The organism is Hyphomicrobium sp., assembly GCF_035687085.1.
Lineage (GTDB): Bacteria > Pseudomonadota > Alphaproteobacteria > Rhizobiales > Hyphomicrobiaceae > Hyphomicrobium_B.
In genome coordinates this window covers 338,200-352,185 of record NZ_DASRYS010000013.1, presented here as the reverse complement: position 1 = coordinate 352,185, position 13,986 = coordinate 338,200, and the positions used below count along the sequence as shown (strand labels likewise).

Sequence of the window (13,986 nt, the reverse complement as noted above, 5' to 3'; positions counted from 1 at the left end):
CATTGGGGCGTGGGTTTCTCCGCGTGACCAAAAAGCCATCACAACGTCTCTGGTGTTCCCAATGCGAGAGGCATTCGTGACTCCTGAAGCACTAGAACCAGACCGCCGCGACTTCTTGGTGGTTGCTGGAAACGCGTTCGTCGCCGTCGGCGCCGCGTCACTCCTATGGCCCTTCATTCAGCAGATGAACCCCGACGCGAGCACGAAGGCGCTCTCGTCGGTGGAAATCGATCTGTCGCCGGTCAAGGAAGGTCAGGCGATCACCGCGATGTGGCGCGGCAAACCGATCTTCATTCGCAACCGGACGAAAGAGGAAGTTCAGGCTGCCGAGGACGTCGACCCGGCGAAACTGCCAGACGACAACGCGCGCAACGAAGGCCTTACCGGCGTTCAGCCGGCGACGGACGCGAACCGCACCGTCAAAGGCCATGAGAACTGGATCGTGCTCATCGGCATCTGCACGCATCTGGGCTGCATTCCGAAGGGACAGTCCATGGGCGATCAACGCGGCCCCTACGGCGGCTGGTTCTGCCCGTGCCACGGATCGGCTTACGACACGTCAGGGCGCATACGTTCAGGCCCGGCACCGCGCAATCTCGAGGTGCCGCCTTACACGTTTACGTCCGACACCAAGATCAAAATCGGCTGAGGGGGAGAGCGACCATGGGAGGCTCGACTTCCAGTTACATGCCGAAATCGCGCTGGGGCAAATGGTTCGATGAACGGTTGCCCATCTTCCGTCTGATGAACGACAGCTTCGTCGTTTATCCGACGCCGCGAAACCTGAACTATCTCTGGACGACGGGCGGGATCCTGACCGTCTGCCTTGTGGCCCAGATCCTCACAGGCGTCGTGCTCGCCATGCACTATCAGCCGAGCGACGCCGGCGCATTCAACTCCATCGAACACATCCGGCGCGATGTGAACTACGGGTGGTTGCTGCGGAACATGCACGCCGTCGGCGCGTCGATGTTCTTCCTAGCCGTCTTCGTCCACATCTTCCGCGGCCTGTACTACGGCTCCTACAAGGCGCCGCGCGAGGTGCTTTGGATCCTCGGCGTCATCATCATGCTGTTGATGATGGCGAGCGCCTTCATGGGCTACACGCTGCCATGGGGACAGATGAGCTTCTGGGGCGTGACCGTCATCACGAACCTCTTCTCCGCGCTCGATACGATCTACAACGGCTTAGGGACCGCGATCGTCGAATGGCTGTGGGGCGGATATTCGGTGTCGGGCGTGACGCTCAACCGTTTCTTCGCGCTCCATTACCTGCTGCCTTTCGTGCTCGTCGGCGTCGTCGGCCTGCACATCTGGGCGCTGCATGTCGTGGGGCAGAACAATCCGACGGGCATCGATATCAAGGAACCATCCGACTCCGTGCCGATGCATCCCTATGCGACGGCCAAGGACATCGTCGGAATCTTCGCGTTCCTGATCATCTTCGCGTGGTTCGTGTTCTTCGTGCCGGATTACCTTGGGCATGCGGACAACTACATCGAAGCCAACCCGCTGGTGACGCCGCCGCACATCGTGCCGGAATGGTACTTCCTGCCGTTCTACGCGATCCTGCGCGCCTTCACGAGTTCGTTCCTCGGCATTCCGCTCGGGCAATATGCGAAGCTCTGCGGCGTCGTTGCGATGTTTGGTGCTGTGGTCATTATCGCGTTCGCGCCGTGGCTCGACACCTCACGCGTGCGCTCGGCGAAGTACCGGCCGATGTTCAAGTGGTTCTTCTGGGCGTTCGTCTTCACGTGCGTGGCGCTGGGTTACCTCGGCTCCAAGCCAGCTGAAGGCATCTACGTCACCGCGGCGCAGATCTTCACGCTCTACTACTTCGTATTCTTCCTGGTGGTGATGCCGGTCGTCGGCCTCATCGAAACGCCAAAGCGATTGCCGCGCTCGATTACGGAAGACGTGTTGAGCAAAGGCAAGGGGGGCGGCTCGGGATCGGGTCTGCCAACGGGAGCGACTGCCGCTCCGGAAGTGCGCTGAGGGGAGAGCGAACCATGAAAAGACGTTTTTCTCTCGCTTGCGCGTCGATCGCCGCGGCCGCTGTCATGGCCGGCAGCGTATCGGCCGAGGATGCGGGGCATGTCAGCATCGAACGGCAGTCGTGGCCGTTCGCCGGCTTCACGGGGCAGTTCGACAAGGCACAGCTGCAGCGTGGCTTCCAGGTCTATAAGGAAGTCTGTTCGGCCTGCCATGGTCTGAAGCGGCTGGCGTTCCGCAACCTCGTGCAGCCGGGCGGTCCGGAGTTTCCGGAGGACTCGGTGAAGGAACTGGCGGCCACGTGGCCCAACCAGATCACGGATGGGCCGAACGACGAAGGCAAGATGTTCGAACGGCCGCCGCTGCTCTCCGATCCGATCCGCGGGCCGTACCACAACGACCAGGAAGCGCGGGCGGCTCAGAACGGGGCGCTTCCGCCGGACCTGTCACTGATGGCGAAAGCCCGCGATGTGCACCGCGAATCGAGCTGGTGGGCGCATCCGTTCCTCATGCTCGGCGACATCGCGAAGGGCTATTCGGAAGGCGGCGCAGACTATTTGCATGCGCTGCTGACCGGGTACTCGGAGCCGCCGGCAGACTTCAAATTGACTGAGGGCCAGTATTACAACACTGCTTTCCCCGGCCACCAGATCAGCATGCCGCCGCCCTTGTCGGAGGGGTCTGTCACCTACCAGGACGGCACGCCGGCTACGGTCGAAAACTATTCCAAAGACGTCGCCGCATTTTTGTCATGGGCGGCCGACCCCAACCTCGATCAGCGCAAGCGGATGGGATGGCAGGTCATGCTCTTTCTTATCGTCACGACGTTGCTGCTCTATCTGGGCAAAAAGCGTATCTGGGCCAACATCAAGCATTGATCCTGAACGCTTGTGACGATTTGCAAACTGAGAAAGCCTCGCTTGCGGGGCTTTTTTTCTTTTAAGTGTCGCGAGCGTTGGGCGAGGGAGGCTTCGAGCATGGCGGCTACGGTTCTGGGCATTGTCGGCGGCAGCGGTTTTTATCATCTGCCGGGTCTAGCCAATCCCGAATGGAAGACGATCGACAGCCCTTGGGGTGCGCCTTCGGATGAGGTGCTGTTTGCCGACATCGACGGGCTGCCCATCCGCTTTCTGCCACGGCATGGCCGCGGCCATAAGCTGACGCCGGGCGGCATCAATTATCGCGCCAATATCGACGCGCTGAAGCGGGCGGGCGTGACGGATCTCATTTCCGTTTCGGCCTGCGGATCGCTCAAGAAGAAATACAAGCCGGGCGACTTCGTGCTTCCCGACCAGTTCATCGACCGCACATTCGCGCGCGAGAAATCGTTCTTCGGCAACGGCTGCGTCGCGCACGTCGCTATGGGCGACCCCATCAGCCCGCTCCTGTTCAAGGCGCTCGAAAAGGCGGCGAAGCACGAGGACATCGACGTTCATAGCGGCGGCACTTACCTCGCCATGGAAGGACCGCAGTTTTCAACGCGCGCCGAGAGCAATCTCTACCGCTCGTGGGATTGCGATGTCATTGGCATGACCAACATGCCCGAGGCGAAGCTCGCCCGCGAGGCTGAGATCTGCTACGCGAGCGTCGCGATGGTGACCGATTACGACTGCTGGCACGACGATCACGCCGACGTCGATGTCGCTTCGATCCTGGAAGTGATGAAGGAGAATACCGCGAAGGCGCAGCGGCTCGTCGCTCGCTTGGCAAGGGATTTTCCGCGCGAGCATCCGGCGTGTCCGATCGGCTCGGATCGTGCGCTCGAAGTTGCGATCATCACGCCGCCGGAGGCGCGCGACCCGGATCTCGTCTCGAAGCTCAAGGCCGTGGCGGGCCGCGTTCTCTTTTAAGCCGCGCTCAGTTCGGGAAGCTGATCAGGATCTTCATCTTGATCAGCGCGGGGAAGAGCGCCTGCAACACGGCGCCCATGCCCCACAGGATCGCGCCGAGCAGGATGAGCGCGGGAATGCCGGCGATGACTGCTTTCAGGAAAAAGCTCACAAGATGGACGAACGGCACATCGAAGCGGCGCACCACACCGCCGGCGGAAATCTGCTTGGCCTCGTCCTCGCCGGTGTCGCTCGCAGCGTAGGCTTCAAGCCGCGAGTCCAGGCGCCGGTCCGCTGAGCCTAAGGGCAAGCTGGGGGCTGCTGCCCGCTCTTGCATCGCGCGTTCGCGTGCTTGCCGGGCGCGGGCTTCCTTCTCGCGTCGAAGGGTTCTCGGCAGATCTTCCGTGTCCTCCTCCAAAAGCGGCTCGAAGTCGGGGCTCGCCATTGCGGAAGGGCCTGGGGCTGCCATCGCGATGTCCTTCAGAAGCGGCACATGAGCATGCATCGGCACGATCGGTGCGTGCGCGTTGCTCTAAAACTACCTACACGTAGAAGATATTGGTATTTTGCGCCGTCAATTTGACGGGAGTGAGCCACGTGAAGAACCTCGACGGCCTAGAAGAACTCATTCGAACGATTCCGGATTATCCGAAGCCGGGCATCATGTTCCGGGACATCACCACTCTGCTCGGCGATCCGATCGGGCTCAAAAAGGCCATCAAGGGGATGGCGAAGCCTTTCGAAGACGGCAAGGTTGATGCGGTGGCCGGGATCGAGGCACGCGGTTTTATTCTCGGCGGCGCTATCGCCGACCGCCTGCAATGCGGCTTCATTCCGATCCGGAAGAAGGGCAAGCTGCCGTGGAAGACCATCGGTCAGGAGTATACGCTGGAGTACGGCGTGGACGTGATCGAAATGCACGAGGACGCCGTGGAAAAGGGTTCGCGCGTGCTCATCGTCGATGATCTGATCGCCACCGGCGGCACCGCAGAGGCGGCGGTAAAACTCGTGCAACGTTCGGGTGGTATCGTGGTCGGCGCGACGTTCATCGTGGACCTTCCCGATTTGGGCGGCATGGACAAGCTCACGGCGCTCAATATCCCGCACCATGCGCTTGTCGCGTTCGGAGGTCACTAAGGGGTTGCCTTGGACCTGCCACAGGAACATCTGACGGAGGCTATGGATCGGATCGCCGCTTGGCGCAGAGATCCGGCCGCCGTTCAGCCATGTCCTGTTTGCGGAGCCCCCGGCCTGGAGATCATCGACCGCTCCGCGCGGCCGTACTCGGAATGGTATGCGCTGAAGTGCGCTGAGTGCGGGCTCGATGCCGTCATTCACATTCCGTTACCTGGTCCGGTTACGTATTGAGCATGGCGAATGATGCTCCCGAGATCGTGCTGCTTCCGGGCCTGGATGGAACAGGGGAGCTGTTCGATCGCATCGTTCCGCATCTGGCTCGCGAATTCGCGGTCACTGTCGTTCGATACCCGGACGATGTCTCGCTCGGATATGCGGGCTATGTGGAACTCGTCCGTCATGCGATTGGCAACCGGCCGGTCTATGTGCTGGGGGAATCCTTTTCCGGGCCGGTTGCGGTTCTGCTGGCGGCCCAGCTTGGCGAGCAGATACTGGGCATCGTGCTCGCCGCGACGTTCGTGAAAAATCCTTGGCCGGGCTGGATCATACGCCGGTCAGCAAGACTGGAGATGCCGCGGGACATCCGCGATGCCGTGCTCATGGGCGCCTATGGCGATCCGGAGCTGCAGAAAAAGCTCGATCACATCGTGGAAAACCTGTCGCGGCCGGTTCGGATTGCAAGGCTTCGTGCCGTGGCGGGCGTGGACGTGAAACCGGAATTCATGCGGCTCACGTGTCCGGTGCTTGCCGTTCATGGCCGTTACGACTGGCTGGTGCCGATGGCTCCGATGCAAAAAGCCATTGCCGAGAAGGGCCGGGCGCGGATGATCGCCTTCCCGGCGGCGCATATGCTACTGCAGACGTGCGCGGCGGACGCCGCCACGGAGATCATCGAATTTTCGAAGTCATCGGCGGAGGAAAACTATGAAGCTTGATGGGGTATCCTCGCGCACGATCTGGCTTGAGCCGGACGGATGGTCGATTGGCATCATCGACCAGACGGTGTTGCCGCATAAGCTCGTGCGATTGCGCCTCGCAACGGTCGAAGAGGCGGCGCATGCCATCAAGTCGATGCAGGTGCGCGGCGCGCCGCTGATCGGCGTCACCGCGGCCTATGGCATGGCGCTGGCGATGCGCAACGATCCTTCCGATGCGAACCTGGAGCAGGCGGTCAAATTCCTCGGCGCGCAGCGGCCTACTGCCGTCAATCTGCGCTGGGCGCTGGAAGAGCTTCGCGCGGTTCTTGCGCCGTTGCCGCCCCGGTCACGGGCCGAGGCTGCCTATGCGCGCGCCGGCGTGCTCGCCGAAGACGACGTCGAGACCTGCCGGAACATCGGCGTGAACGGGCTGCAGCTGATTAAGGAGATCGCGGCGAAGAAAGGTGGGCGGCCGGTCAACGTCCTCACACATTGCAACGCCGGCTGGCTCGCATGTGTCGATTGGGGAACCGCTACGTCGCCGATCTATCATGCGCATGATGCCGGTATTCCCGTCCATGTCTGGGTGGATGAGACGCGGCCGCGCAATCAGGGCGCGGCGCTGACCGCGTTCGAGCTTCTGCAGCACGGCGTTCCCCATAGCCTCATCGCGGACAACGCCGGCGGCCATTTCATGCAGCGGGGTGACGTCGATCTCGTCATCGTGGGCACGGATCGCGTGACGGCCGATGGCGATGTGGCGAATAAAATCGGAACGTATCTCAAGGCGCTTGCCGCAAAGGATACGGGCGTTCCGTTCTATGTCGCGCTTCCCTATTCGACCATCGATTGGCGGACGGAGGAGGGCCGGGATATTCCCATCGAAGAGCGCGGCGAAGACGAGGTTCTGCGGGTGCAGGGCAAGCTCGCGAACGGCGACTCCGGCTCGGTGCTCATTGCAGCTGAGGGCACGCGGGCGCGCAATCCGGCGTTCGACGTGACGCCAGCGCGGCTCGTGACGGGCTTCATCACGGAACGCGGTGTTTGCCCGGCGTCGCGCGAGGGATTGCTGTCGCTTTATCCAGAGAAGACGAGCGCAGCGGCGTGAGCGGGTTGAAACGAGTCAGCGAAAAAGCCTTGCGCGAAGAGATCGTCGAGGCGGCTTTGTCGATGAGCCGCTCGGGGCTGACCGTCGGTCGGTCCGGCAACGTCTCGTGCCGCTTCAAGGATGGGATGCTCATCACGCCTTCGGGCAAGCGCTACGAAGAGACGAAGCCGGACGACATCGTCTTCGTGGCCGGCGATGGGAGCGTTCCCAAAGGGCAGGGCAAGCCGTCGACCGAGTGGCACTTTCATCTCGCGGCCTATCACGCACGACCAGACCGGCATGCCGTCGTCCATACACATTCGACGCATGCGACCGTGCTGGCCTGCGCGCACAAACCGATACCGGCGTTTCACTACATGGTGGCTGTCGCAGGCGGAAAAGACATTCCGTGCGTGCCCTATGCGACGTTCGGGACGGAAGAGCTTGCGGCCCATGTTGCAGCCGGACTGAAGGATCGCGATGCCTGCCTCATGGCGAACCACGGGCAGATCGCGATTGGGCCTTCGCTGGCGCACGCGCTGGAACTGGCGATTGAAGTCGAAGCCTTGGCGGAGCAGTATTATAAGGTCCTATGCACCGGCGCCGGGCACATCCTTAGCGACGCCGAAATGCTACAAGTCGCCGAAAAATTTAAGAGTTACGGCAAGAACACCGAAGCAGGCCCGACGGACAAATAGGCGGGCGCGCCATCTTTTAGGCAGGCGCGTCATCTTTTACTTTGGAACGGCTATAAGTTCGCCTTATAAGATTTTCCTGAAAAAAAGATTGGAGACGAAAGTTTTTCTGATCTAGGCCGGTGGCGGTTTCCTCCAGGAAGGACTTCTCACGATGAGTGACACCAAGAAATTAACGACAACAGCCGGCGCTCCTATCGCCGATAACCAGAATTCGCTGTCAGCTGGGCCCCGCGGCCCGCTGCTCATGCAGGACTATCAGCTGCTTGAGAAGCTTGCGCATCAGAACCGCGAGCGCATTCCCGAGCGTACGGTTCACGCGAAGGGCTGGGGCGCTTACGGCACGCTCACGATCACGGGCGACATCTCCCAGTACACGAAGGCTGCGGCGTTGCAGCCGGGCGCCAAGACCGAGCTTCTGCTCCGCTGCTCCACGGTTGCCGGTGAACAGGGCGCCGCCGACGCCGAGCGCGACGTGCGCGGCTTTGCCCTCAAGTTCTACACCAGCGAAGGCAACTGGGATCTCGTTGGCAACAACACGCCGGTGTTCTTCGTCCGCGATCCCTACAAGTTTCCGGATTTCATCCACACGCAGAAGCGCCACCCGAAGACGAACATGCGTTCGCCGACGGCCATGTGGGATTTCTGGTCGCTGTCGCCGGAAAGCCTGCATCAGGTGACGATCCTGATGTCGGACCGCGGTCTGCCGACCGACATCCGCCACATCAACGGCTACGGCTCGCACACGTTCTCATTCATCAACGCGAAGAATGAGCGCTTCTATGTGAAGTTCCACTTCAAGACGCAGCAGGGCCACCGGCACTGGACGAACAAGGAAGCTTCCGAGATCGTCGGCCGCACCCGCGAGTCGACCCAGGAAGACCTGTTCACGGCCATCGAGAAGGGCGACTTCCCGCGCTGGAAGATGCAGGTCCAGATCATGCCGGAAGCCGATGTCGGCAAGCACTGGTACAATCCCTTCGACCTCACGAAGGTTTGGCCGCACGGCGACTATCCGCCGATCGACGTTGGCATACTCGAACTGAACCGCAATCCTGAAAACTACTTCGCGGAAATCGAGCAGGCTGCGTTCTCGCCGTCCAACATCGTGCCGGGCATCGGTTTCTCGCCCGACAAGATGCTGCAGGCCCGCATCTTCTCGTATGCGGACGCACACCGCTATCGCCTCGGCACGCACTACGAGCACCTGCCCGTGAACGCGCCGAAGTGCCCGGTTCATCACTATCACAAGGATGGTCCGATGAACTTCTTCGGTCAGAAGACCGGGGTGACGGACGCTTACTACGAGCCGAACTCGTTCAACGGCCCGGTGGAAGACAAGTCGGCTGCAGAGCCGCCGCTGGCGCTCACGGGCGCTGCGGACCGCTATAACCACCGCGACGAGAACGACGACTACCGGCAGGTGACGGCGCTCTTCAACCTGTTCACGAACGACCAGAAGGCCCGCCTCTTCAACAACATCGCCGAAGCGATGTGGGGTATTCCGGACTTCATTGCCGAGCGTCAGCTCGCGCACTTCAAGAAGGTGCATCCGGATTACGAGGCAGGCGTTCGTGCAGCTCTCGAGAGCATGACGCGTGCGAAGGCTTCTGAAACCGCACAGCAGCAGAAGATGCCGCAAGGTGCGGAAGCCGCTGAGTAAGCAACTCTGCATTATCGACAAATGAAAAAGGCCCTGCATCGTGCAGGGCCTTTTTTGTTATCTCGTCTGTCTGACCACAAGTTCTTGCAACTCTGTTGCTGTTGCGGCGTTGCCTGGACAGCGCTCATTGTAAATGAGGAGGAGCGGATATGCCGCGTGGTGACAAATCGAGTTACACATCCAAACAGAAACGACAGGCCGAACACATCGAAGAAGGCTACGAGGATCGTGGCGTTGGAAAAGGCGAAGCTGAAAGGCGCGCCTGGGCCACGGTTAACAAGGAAACCGGCGGCGGCAAGAAGAGCGGTTCGGGCCGGGGCCGCAAAACGTCAACGGCATCCTCGCGCCGTGGCGGCAAGATCGGTGGCAGGGCCGCCGCGTCGCGTTCGACGGGTGCTCGCAAGACTTCGGCTGCGCGTGGTGCAGCTGCCCGCAAGCGTTCAGGCGGCCGTACGACGACGGCTGCTCGCAAGACGACCACGACGCGTTCTGCAGGCGCCAAAAAGACGACGACGCGCAGTGCAGCTGCCCGGAAGACTTCGGCTACGCGTTCGACGGCTGCGCGGAAGACGTCCACAACGCGTTCTACAGCCGCCCGGAAGGCTTCGACGAAGCGCTCGGCAGCTGCCCGCAAGGCTTCGGCGTCGCGTTCCACCGCGTCCCGGAAAGCTTCCGCAAGAAAAGCTGCCGCCACCAGAAAGCGGCGAGCAAGCTAAGGCTAAGCGATTATTCGGCCGCGCGAACGTACGGCTCGACTTTGCCTTTGAGTTTCAGCGTCATCGGACGGCCGGCACGATTCTTCGCGTTGCCGGCCGCGACGCGGATCCAGCCTTCGCTGACGCAATATTCCTCGACGTTCGTCTTCTCGACGCCGTTGAAGCGGATGCCGATGTCGCGCTTCAGGATTTCTTCGTTGAAGTAGGGGCTTTTCGGATCGTTGCTGAGCCGGTCGGGAAGCTCGATGGACATTGGCTGTTGAACCCCTAGTTCGCAAATCGGAAGTGCATGACGTCGCCGTCTTGGACAACGTAATCTTTGCCTTCAAGCCGCATTTTTCCAGCTTCTTTTGCGCCCGTTTCGCCATTGCCCGCCACGTAGTCGGCGTAGGCGATGGTTTCGGCGCGGATGAAGCCTTTCTCGAAGTCCGTGTGGATGACGCCTGCGGCCTGCGGCGCCTTGGTGCCGCGCGTGATGGTCCAGGCGCGGGCTTCCTTCGGGCCGACGGTGAAGTAGGTCACGAGATCGAGCAGGCTGTAGCCGGCGCGGATGAGGCGGTTGAGGCCCGGTTCGTCGAGGCCCATTTCGGCAAGGAAGGCGTCGCGGTCTTCCGGCGCCAGACCTGCGAACTCGCTTTCGATCTTGGCGGAGATGACGACGACGGCTGCGCCTTCGGCCTTGGCGCGCTCTTCGACCTGCTTGGAATAGGCGTTGCCTTCCGCCGCGGCGCTTTCCTCGACGTTGCAGACGTAGACGACGGGCTTCGACGTCAAGAGCTGTAGCGCACGGAAGGCTGGCATTTCTTCCGGCGTCATCTGGGCAAGGCGTGCGGGCTTGCCGTCGCGCAGGAGAGCCAATGGCTTCTCCATGACGGCGTATTGCGCCTTGGCTTCCTTGTCGCCCGTCTTCGCTTTCTTCTCGATCTGCGAGATGCGCTTCTCGAGGCTTTCGAGATCGGCAAGCATCAGCTCGGTTTCGACGACGTCGGCGTCGGCGAGCGGATCTATGCGGTTCTCGACGTGGGTGACATCTTCATCGACGAAGCAGCGCAGCACATAGGCGACGGCATCGACTTCGCGGATGTGGGAGAGAAACTTGTTGCCGAGGCCTTCGCCCTTCGATGCGCCGCGCACGAGACCGGCGATATCGACGAAGGTGAGACGCGTCGGAATGATCTCTTTGCTGCCGGCGATCTTGGCCAGCGTCTCAAGACGGTCGTCAGGAACCGCGACCTCGCCGACGTTGGGCTCGATTGTGCAGAAGGGATAGTTCGCTGCCTCTGCCTGCGCGGTTTGCGTCAGCGCGTTGAAGAGGGTCGACTTGCCGACGTTCGGCAGGCCGACGATGCCGCATTTGAAGCCCATGGCGGGGAGATGTCCGGTTTTGTTGCTGCCGTGGGGTTAAGCGAGCGGCAGCCCAATGTGAAGCCTAATCGGCGTCTTCTGCGGCCCTATGGCTCACCGAGCGAATTTCGTAAACGCAAATGCCGAATAGCGCGACGGCGCGGGCAGGTTCGACGTGTAGGACATTGCCTCGGCCAAGGCTTCGGAGAGGTGCGTTCCCGGATCGGCCTGCCGCACTGCAATGACGATGAAGGGGCGTTGCCAGCTCGTGTCGCTGTCTTCGCAATCGGAGCAGGGGTTGACGTACCGTCCGAGGTTCAGCGTCCACATCGGAATACGCTCGCCGAGCGCTTGTCGCACCCATTGGGCCGTGCGCGCTGCGCGTTCGGCACCGCGCTGCTCCTCGCGCGCGACTTCGCCTTCCTGGCTCGCCAGACCCACTGCGATCAGCCCACGGGCGGAGCCCAGGCCTTCGCGCAATTGCGGCGCCAGAACTTCGTCCTGGATTTCCTGTGGCGACAGGCGGCGGTCGTCCTTTGCAAGTTCGGTGGTCGAGCCGCGCACCCAGCCGTAATTCCTGGTGAGAACGACCACATCGAACACGGCGCGGCGGCCAGCGCGGTCGACGCCTTCGATGGGGAAAACGAGCGTGCGATCGTTCCAACGCTTGGCGAGGATGCGGCGGGCGCCGCTCTTGTCCTTGCCGGCAGAGTTATACGCGTCCCAGCCAACGCTTCCGAATACGCCGAGTGTGAAGATGAGGATGAGGGCGCCGGCAATGCCCTGGAACACGCTCTTTGTGCGTGGACGGCCGGAATAGATCTCGTCTTGATACTCGGACATGACGCTGGCTCCCCGCGAGCGTCCGTGTCGAGATGATCACGAATTCTCGTTGCCGGATTTTCGCGCGCCCAACCATTTTTTCAAGTTCTCGGCCAACGCCGACTGGCGTTTGGAGGCGCGTTCACCGGCGGGGTGTGGCCCGGATGCCTGCTTCTTGGGGGCACGCGGTTCGTCCGTACGCGTGTTGCGCTCAGGTTTGGGCGCGGGCGCTTCGGGTTCGTCCTGCGTGAGGCGGGCAACATCGCTCAGGAAGCGCGCGTCATCGCCCTTGGCGAGGTAGCCCGCTGCATCGGATACGGCGTCGAGCAGGATGCCCAGCCACTCGCGCTCCGACTTCGCAAAATCGTTCAGAACGTAATGGACGACAGCATCCTTCGAGCCGGGATGGCCGATGCCGAGGCGGACGCGTTTGTAGTCGTTTTCGATGTGCGCCGTGATCGAGCGAAGGCCGTTGTGACCGGCGTTGCCGCCGCCGGTTTTAACCTTCACTTTGCCGGGCGCGAGATCGAGTTCGTCGTGAAAGACGTAGACGTCACTGAGCGGAATTTTGAGAAAGCGCTGGGCTTCGCCGACCGAGCGGCCGCTTTCGTTCATGTAGGTTTCCGGCTTCAGCAGCGTAACGCGCTTGCCGCCGATTTCGCCTTCCGAGATGTAGCCCTGGAATTTCTTTCGCCAGGGTCCGAAGCCGTGGCGCTCGGCGATGCGATCCATCGCCATGAAGCCGATGTTGTGGCGATTGGCGCGATACTTGTCGCCAGGATTACCTAATCCAACGAAGAGCTTCATTTTTGATTGCACCTTCCGACTCGCCAATTTTTGTCTGGGTTCGGCGACTCCCCTCCGGGGAGCCGGCCGCCGAACCCTGCCTTTGCGGCGACGGCGGCGAAGCGTCTTGGAGAAACCGGCGCGATGCGAGCATCGCGCCGGTTCGTGATCGTCTTACTTCTTGCCTGCGGGCTTCGCTGCGGGCGCTGCCTTGGCTGCGGGAGCAGCCTTGCCAGCGGCAGCGGGAGCAGCCTTGGCGCCTGCTGCAGGAGCTGCGCCTGCGGCGGGTGCTGCAGCATCGGCCGATGCGGCTTCGTCGTCGCCACCCTTGAGCGCGCCTGCGATCGTGGCAACCGTGAAGTCACGGTTCTTGATGACCGGCGAAACGCCTTCCGGCATCGAGACTTCCGAGATGTGGATCGAGCGGCCGATCTCCATGCCTTCGAGGTTGATCTCGAAGAAGCGCGGGATCCGGTCGTAGGGGCAGTACACTTCGACATCGTGACGGACGATGTTGAGCACGCCGCCGCGCTTCAGGCCGGGCGACTGCGTTTCGTTTACGAAGTGCATCGGGATCGAAACGCGGATGACGCCATCCTTGCCGACGCGCTGGAAGTCAACGTGAAGGGGCGTGTCACGAACGGGATCGACCTGCACGTCGCGAGCAAGCACGATGTGCTTCTTGCCTTCGACGTCGAGTTCGATAGCCGTCGAGGTGAAGTGGCCGCGAAGGACCTGCTTCCAGAGCTCGTTGTATTCGAGGTTGATCGTTTCCGAGGCTTCGTTGTTGCCGTAGATAACGGCAGGAACGTTTCCATCGCGGCGAGCTTGGCGTGCGGCCCCCTTGCCGGCACGCGGGCGCGCCGTAGCCTTGAGCGTAATGAGCTCAGCCATGGCATCATCTCCGAGTGTTGTGGCTCTCCTGCCTATCAGAAGAGCCAAATAGCCGCGAGCCGGCCTCCAAGGGTGCCGGGCGGCGTCTCAGGAAGGTCTTCTTG

The 13,986-nt window shown here is 61.7% G+C and carries 16 protein-coding genes; 9 read left to right on the top strand and 7 right to left on the bottom strand.

Going from position 1 to position 13,986, the window contains the following annotated elements:
- Positions 1-61: 61 nt before the first annotated feature.
- The 4 genes from petA to VFG26_RS12380 all read left to right on the top strand — a co-directional run bounded on the left by petA (position 62) and on the right by VFG26_RS12380 (position 3,842).
- Entirely contained in the window at positions 62-649 is a 588-nt protein-coding gene (gene petA / locus VFG26_RS12395) for a ubiquinol-cytochrome c reductase iron-sulfur subunit (RefSeq protein WP_414653290.1), read from the top strand.
- A 14-nt stretch (positions 650-663) separates the two neighbouring features.
- Complete coding sequence (locus VFG26_RS12390; RefSeq protein WP_325025708.1) at positions 664-1,995, top strand: cytochrome b; 1,332 nt, start codon at positions 664-666, stop codon at positions 1,993-1,995.
- A 14-nt stretch (positions 1,996-2,009) separates the two neighbouring features.
- Positions 2,010-2,870, top strand: coding sequence for a cytochrome c1 (locus VFG26_RS12385; RefSeq protein ID WP_325025706.1), 861 nt, complete (start codon positions 2,010-2,012; stop codon positions 2,868-2,870).
- A gap of 99 nt (positions 2,871-2,969) precedes the next feature.
- Positions 2,970-3,842 (top strand): S-methyl-5'-thioadenosine phosphorylase, encoded by an 873-nt coding sequence (locus VFG26_RS12380; protein WP_325025703.1) that lies wholly within the window; start codon positions 2,970-2,972, stop codon positions 3,840-3,842.
- Positions 3,843-3,849: 7 nt separating this feature from the next.
- On the opposite strand, the gene VFG26_RS12375 is transcribed toward VFG26_RS12380, so the two are convergent.
- Positions 3,850-4,290 carry a hypothetical protein gene (locus VFG26_RS12375; protein WP_325025701.1) on the bottom strand — a complete coding sequence of 147 codons (441 nt, stop codon included), beginning with the start codon at positions 4,288-4,290 and terminating at the stop codon, positions 3,850-3,852.
- Between the two features lie 128 nt (positions 4,291-4,418).
- Here VFG26_RS12375 and VFG26_RS12370 point away from each other — a divergent pair, with 128 nt between their 5' ends.
- The 5 genes from VFG26_RS12370 to VFG26_RS12350 all read left to right on the top strand — a co-directional run bounded on the left by VFG26_RS12370 (position 4,419) and on the right by VFG26_RS12350 (position 9,320).
- On the top strand, positions 4,419-4,958 hold the full coding sequence (locus VFG26_RS12370; RefSeq protein WP_325025699.1) for an adenine phosphoribosyltransferase: 540 nt from the start codon (positions 4,419-4,421) through the stop codon (positions 4,956-4,958).
- Positions 4,959-5,191: 233 nt separating this feature from the next.
- Positions 5,192-5,893: an alpha/beta hydrolase gene (locus VFG26_RS12365; protein WP_325025697.1), complete on the top strand. Its 702-nt coding sequence runs from the start codon at positions 5,192-5,194 to the stop codon at positions 5,891-5,893.
- Positions 5,883-6,983 (top strand): S-methyl-5-thioribose-1-phosphate isomerase, encoded by a 1,101-nt coding sequence (gene mtnA / locus VFG26_RS12360; RefSeq protein WP_325025695.1) that lies wholly within the window; start codon positions 5,883-5,885, stop codon positions 6,981-6,983. Before VFG26_RS12365 ends, mtnA begins: the two co-directional genes overlap by 11 nt.
- Entirely contained in the window at positions 6,980-7,660 is a 681-nt protein-coding gene (locus tag VFG26_RS12355; RefSeq protein ID WP_325025693.1) for a class II aldolase/adducin family protein, read from the top strand. The genes mtnA and VFG26_RS12355 overlap by 4 nt, the downstream gene beginning before the upstream one ends.
- A gap of 151 nt (positions 7,661-7,811) precedes the next feature.
- Positions 7,812-9,320, top strand: coding sequence for a catalase (locus VFG26_RS12350; protein WP_325025691.1), 1,509 nt, complete (start codon positions 7,812-7,814; stop codon positions 9,318-9,320).
- A 217-nt stretch (positions 9,321-9,537) separates the two neighbouring features.
- Here the strand turns inward: VFG26_RS12350 and VFG26_RS12345 are convergent, their stop codons facing one another.
- From VFG26_RS12345 to VFG26_RS12320, 6 genes are all read right to left on the bottom strand, one after another.
- On the bottom strand, positions 9,538-10,014 hold the full coding sequence (locus VFG26_RS12345; protein ID WP_325025690.1) for a hypothetical protein: 477 nt from the start codon (positions 10,012-10,014) through the stop codon (positions 9,538-9,540).
- Positions 10,015-10,046: 32 nt separating this feature from the next.
- Positions 10,047-10,289 carry a DUF3297 family protein gene (locus VFG26_RS12340; protein ID WP_325025688.1) on the bottom strand — a complete coding sequence of 81 codons (243 nt, stop codon included), beginning with the start codon at positions 10,287-10,289 and terminating at the stop codon, positions 10,047-10,049.
- A gap of 14 nt (positions 10,290-10,303) precedes the next feature.
- The gene (ychF, locus tag VFG26_RS12335; protein WP_325025686.1) at positions 10,304-11,401 is read right to left on the bottom strand and encodes a redox-regulated ATPase YchF; all 1,098 of its coding nucleotides are present in this window, start codon (positions 11,399-11,401) and stop codon (positions 10,304-10,306) included.
- Positions 11,402-11,494: 93 nt separating this feature from the next.
- Positions 11,495-12,223 carry a hypothetical protein gene (locus VFG26_RS12330; protein ID WP_325025684.1) on the bottom strand — a complete coding sequence of 243 codons (729 nt, stop codon included), beginning with the start codon at positions 12,221-12,223 and terminating at the stop codon, positions 11,495-11,497.
- 36 nt (positions 12,224-12,259) lie between these two features.
- Positions 12,260-13,009: an aminoacyl-tRNA hydrolase gene (gene pth, locus VFG26_RS12325; RefSeq protein WP_325025682.1), complete on the bottom strand. Its 750-nt coding sequence runs from the start codon at positions 13,007-13,009 to the stop codon at positions 12,260-12,262.
- A gap of 153 nt (positions 13,010-13,162) precedes the next feature.
- Positions 13,163-13,882 carry a 50S ribosomal protein L25/general stress protein Ctc gene (locus VFG26_RS12320; protein ID WP_325025680.1) on the bottom strand — a complete coding sequence of 240 codons (720 nt, stop codon included), beginning with the start codon at positions 13,880-13,882 and terminating at the stop codon, positions 13,163-13,165.
- Positions 13,883-13,986: the final 104 nt, after the last annotated feature.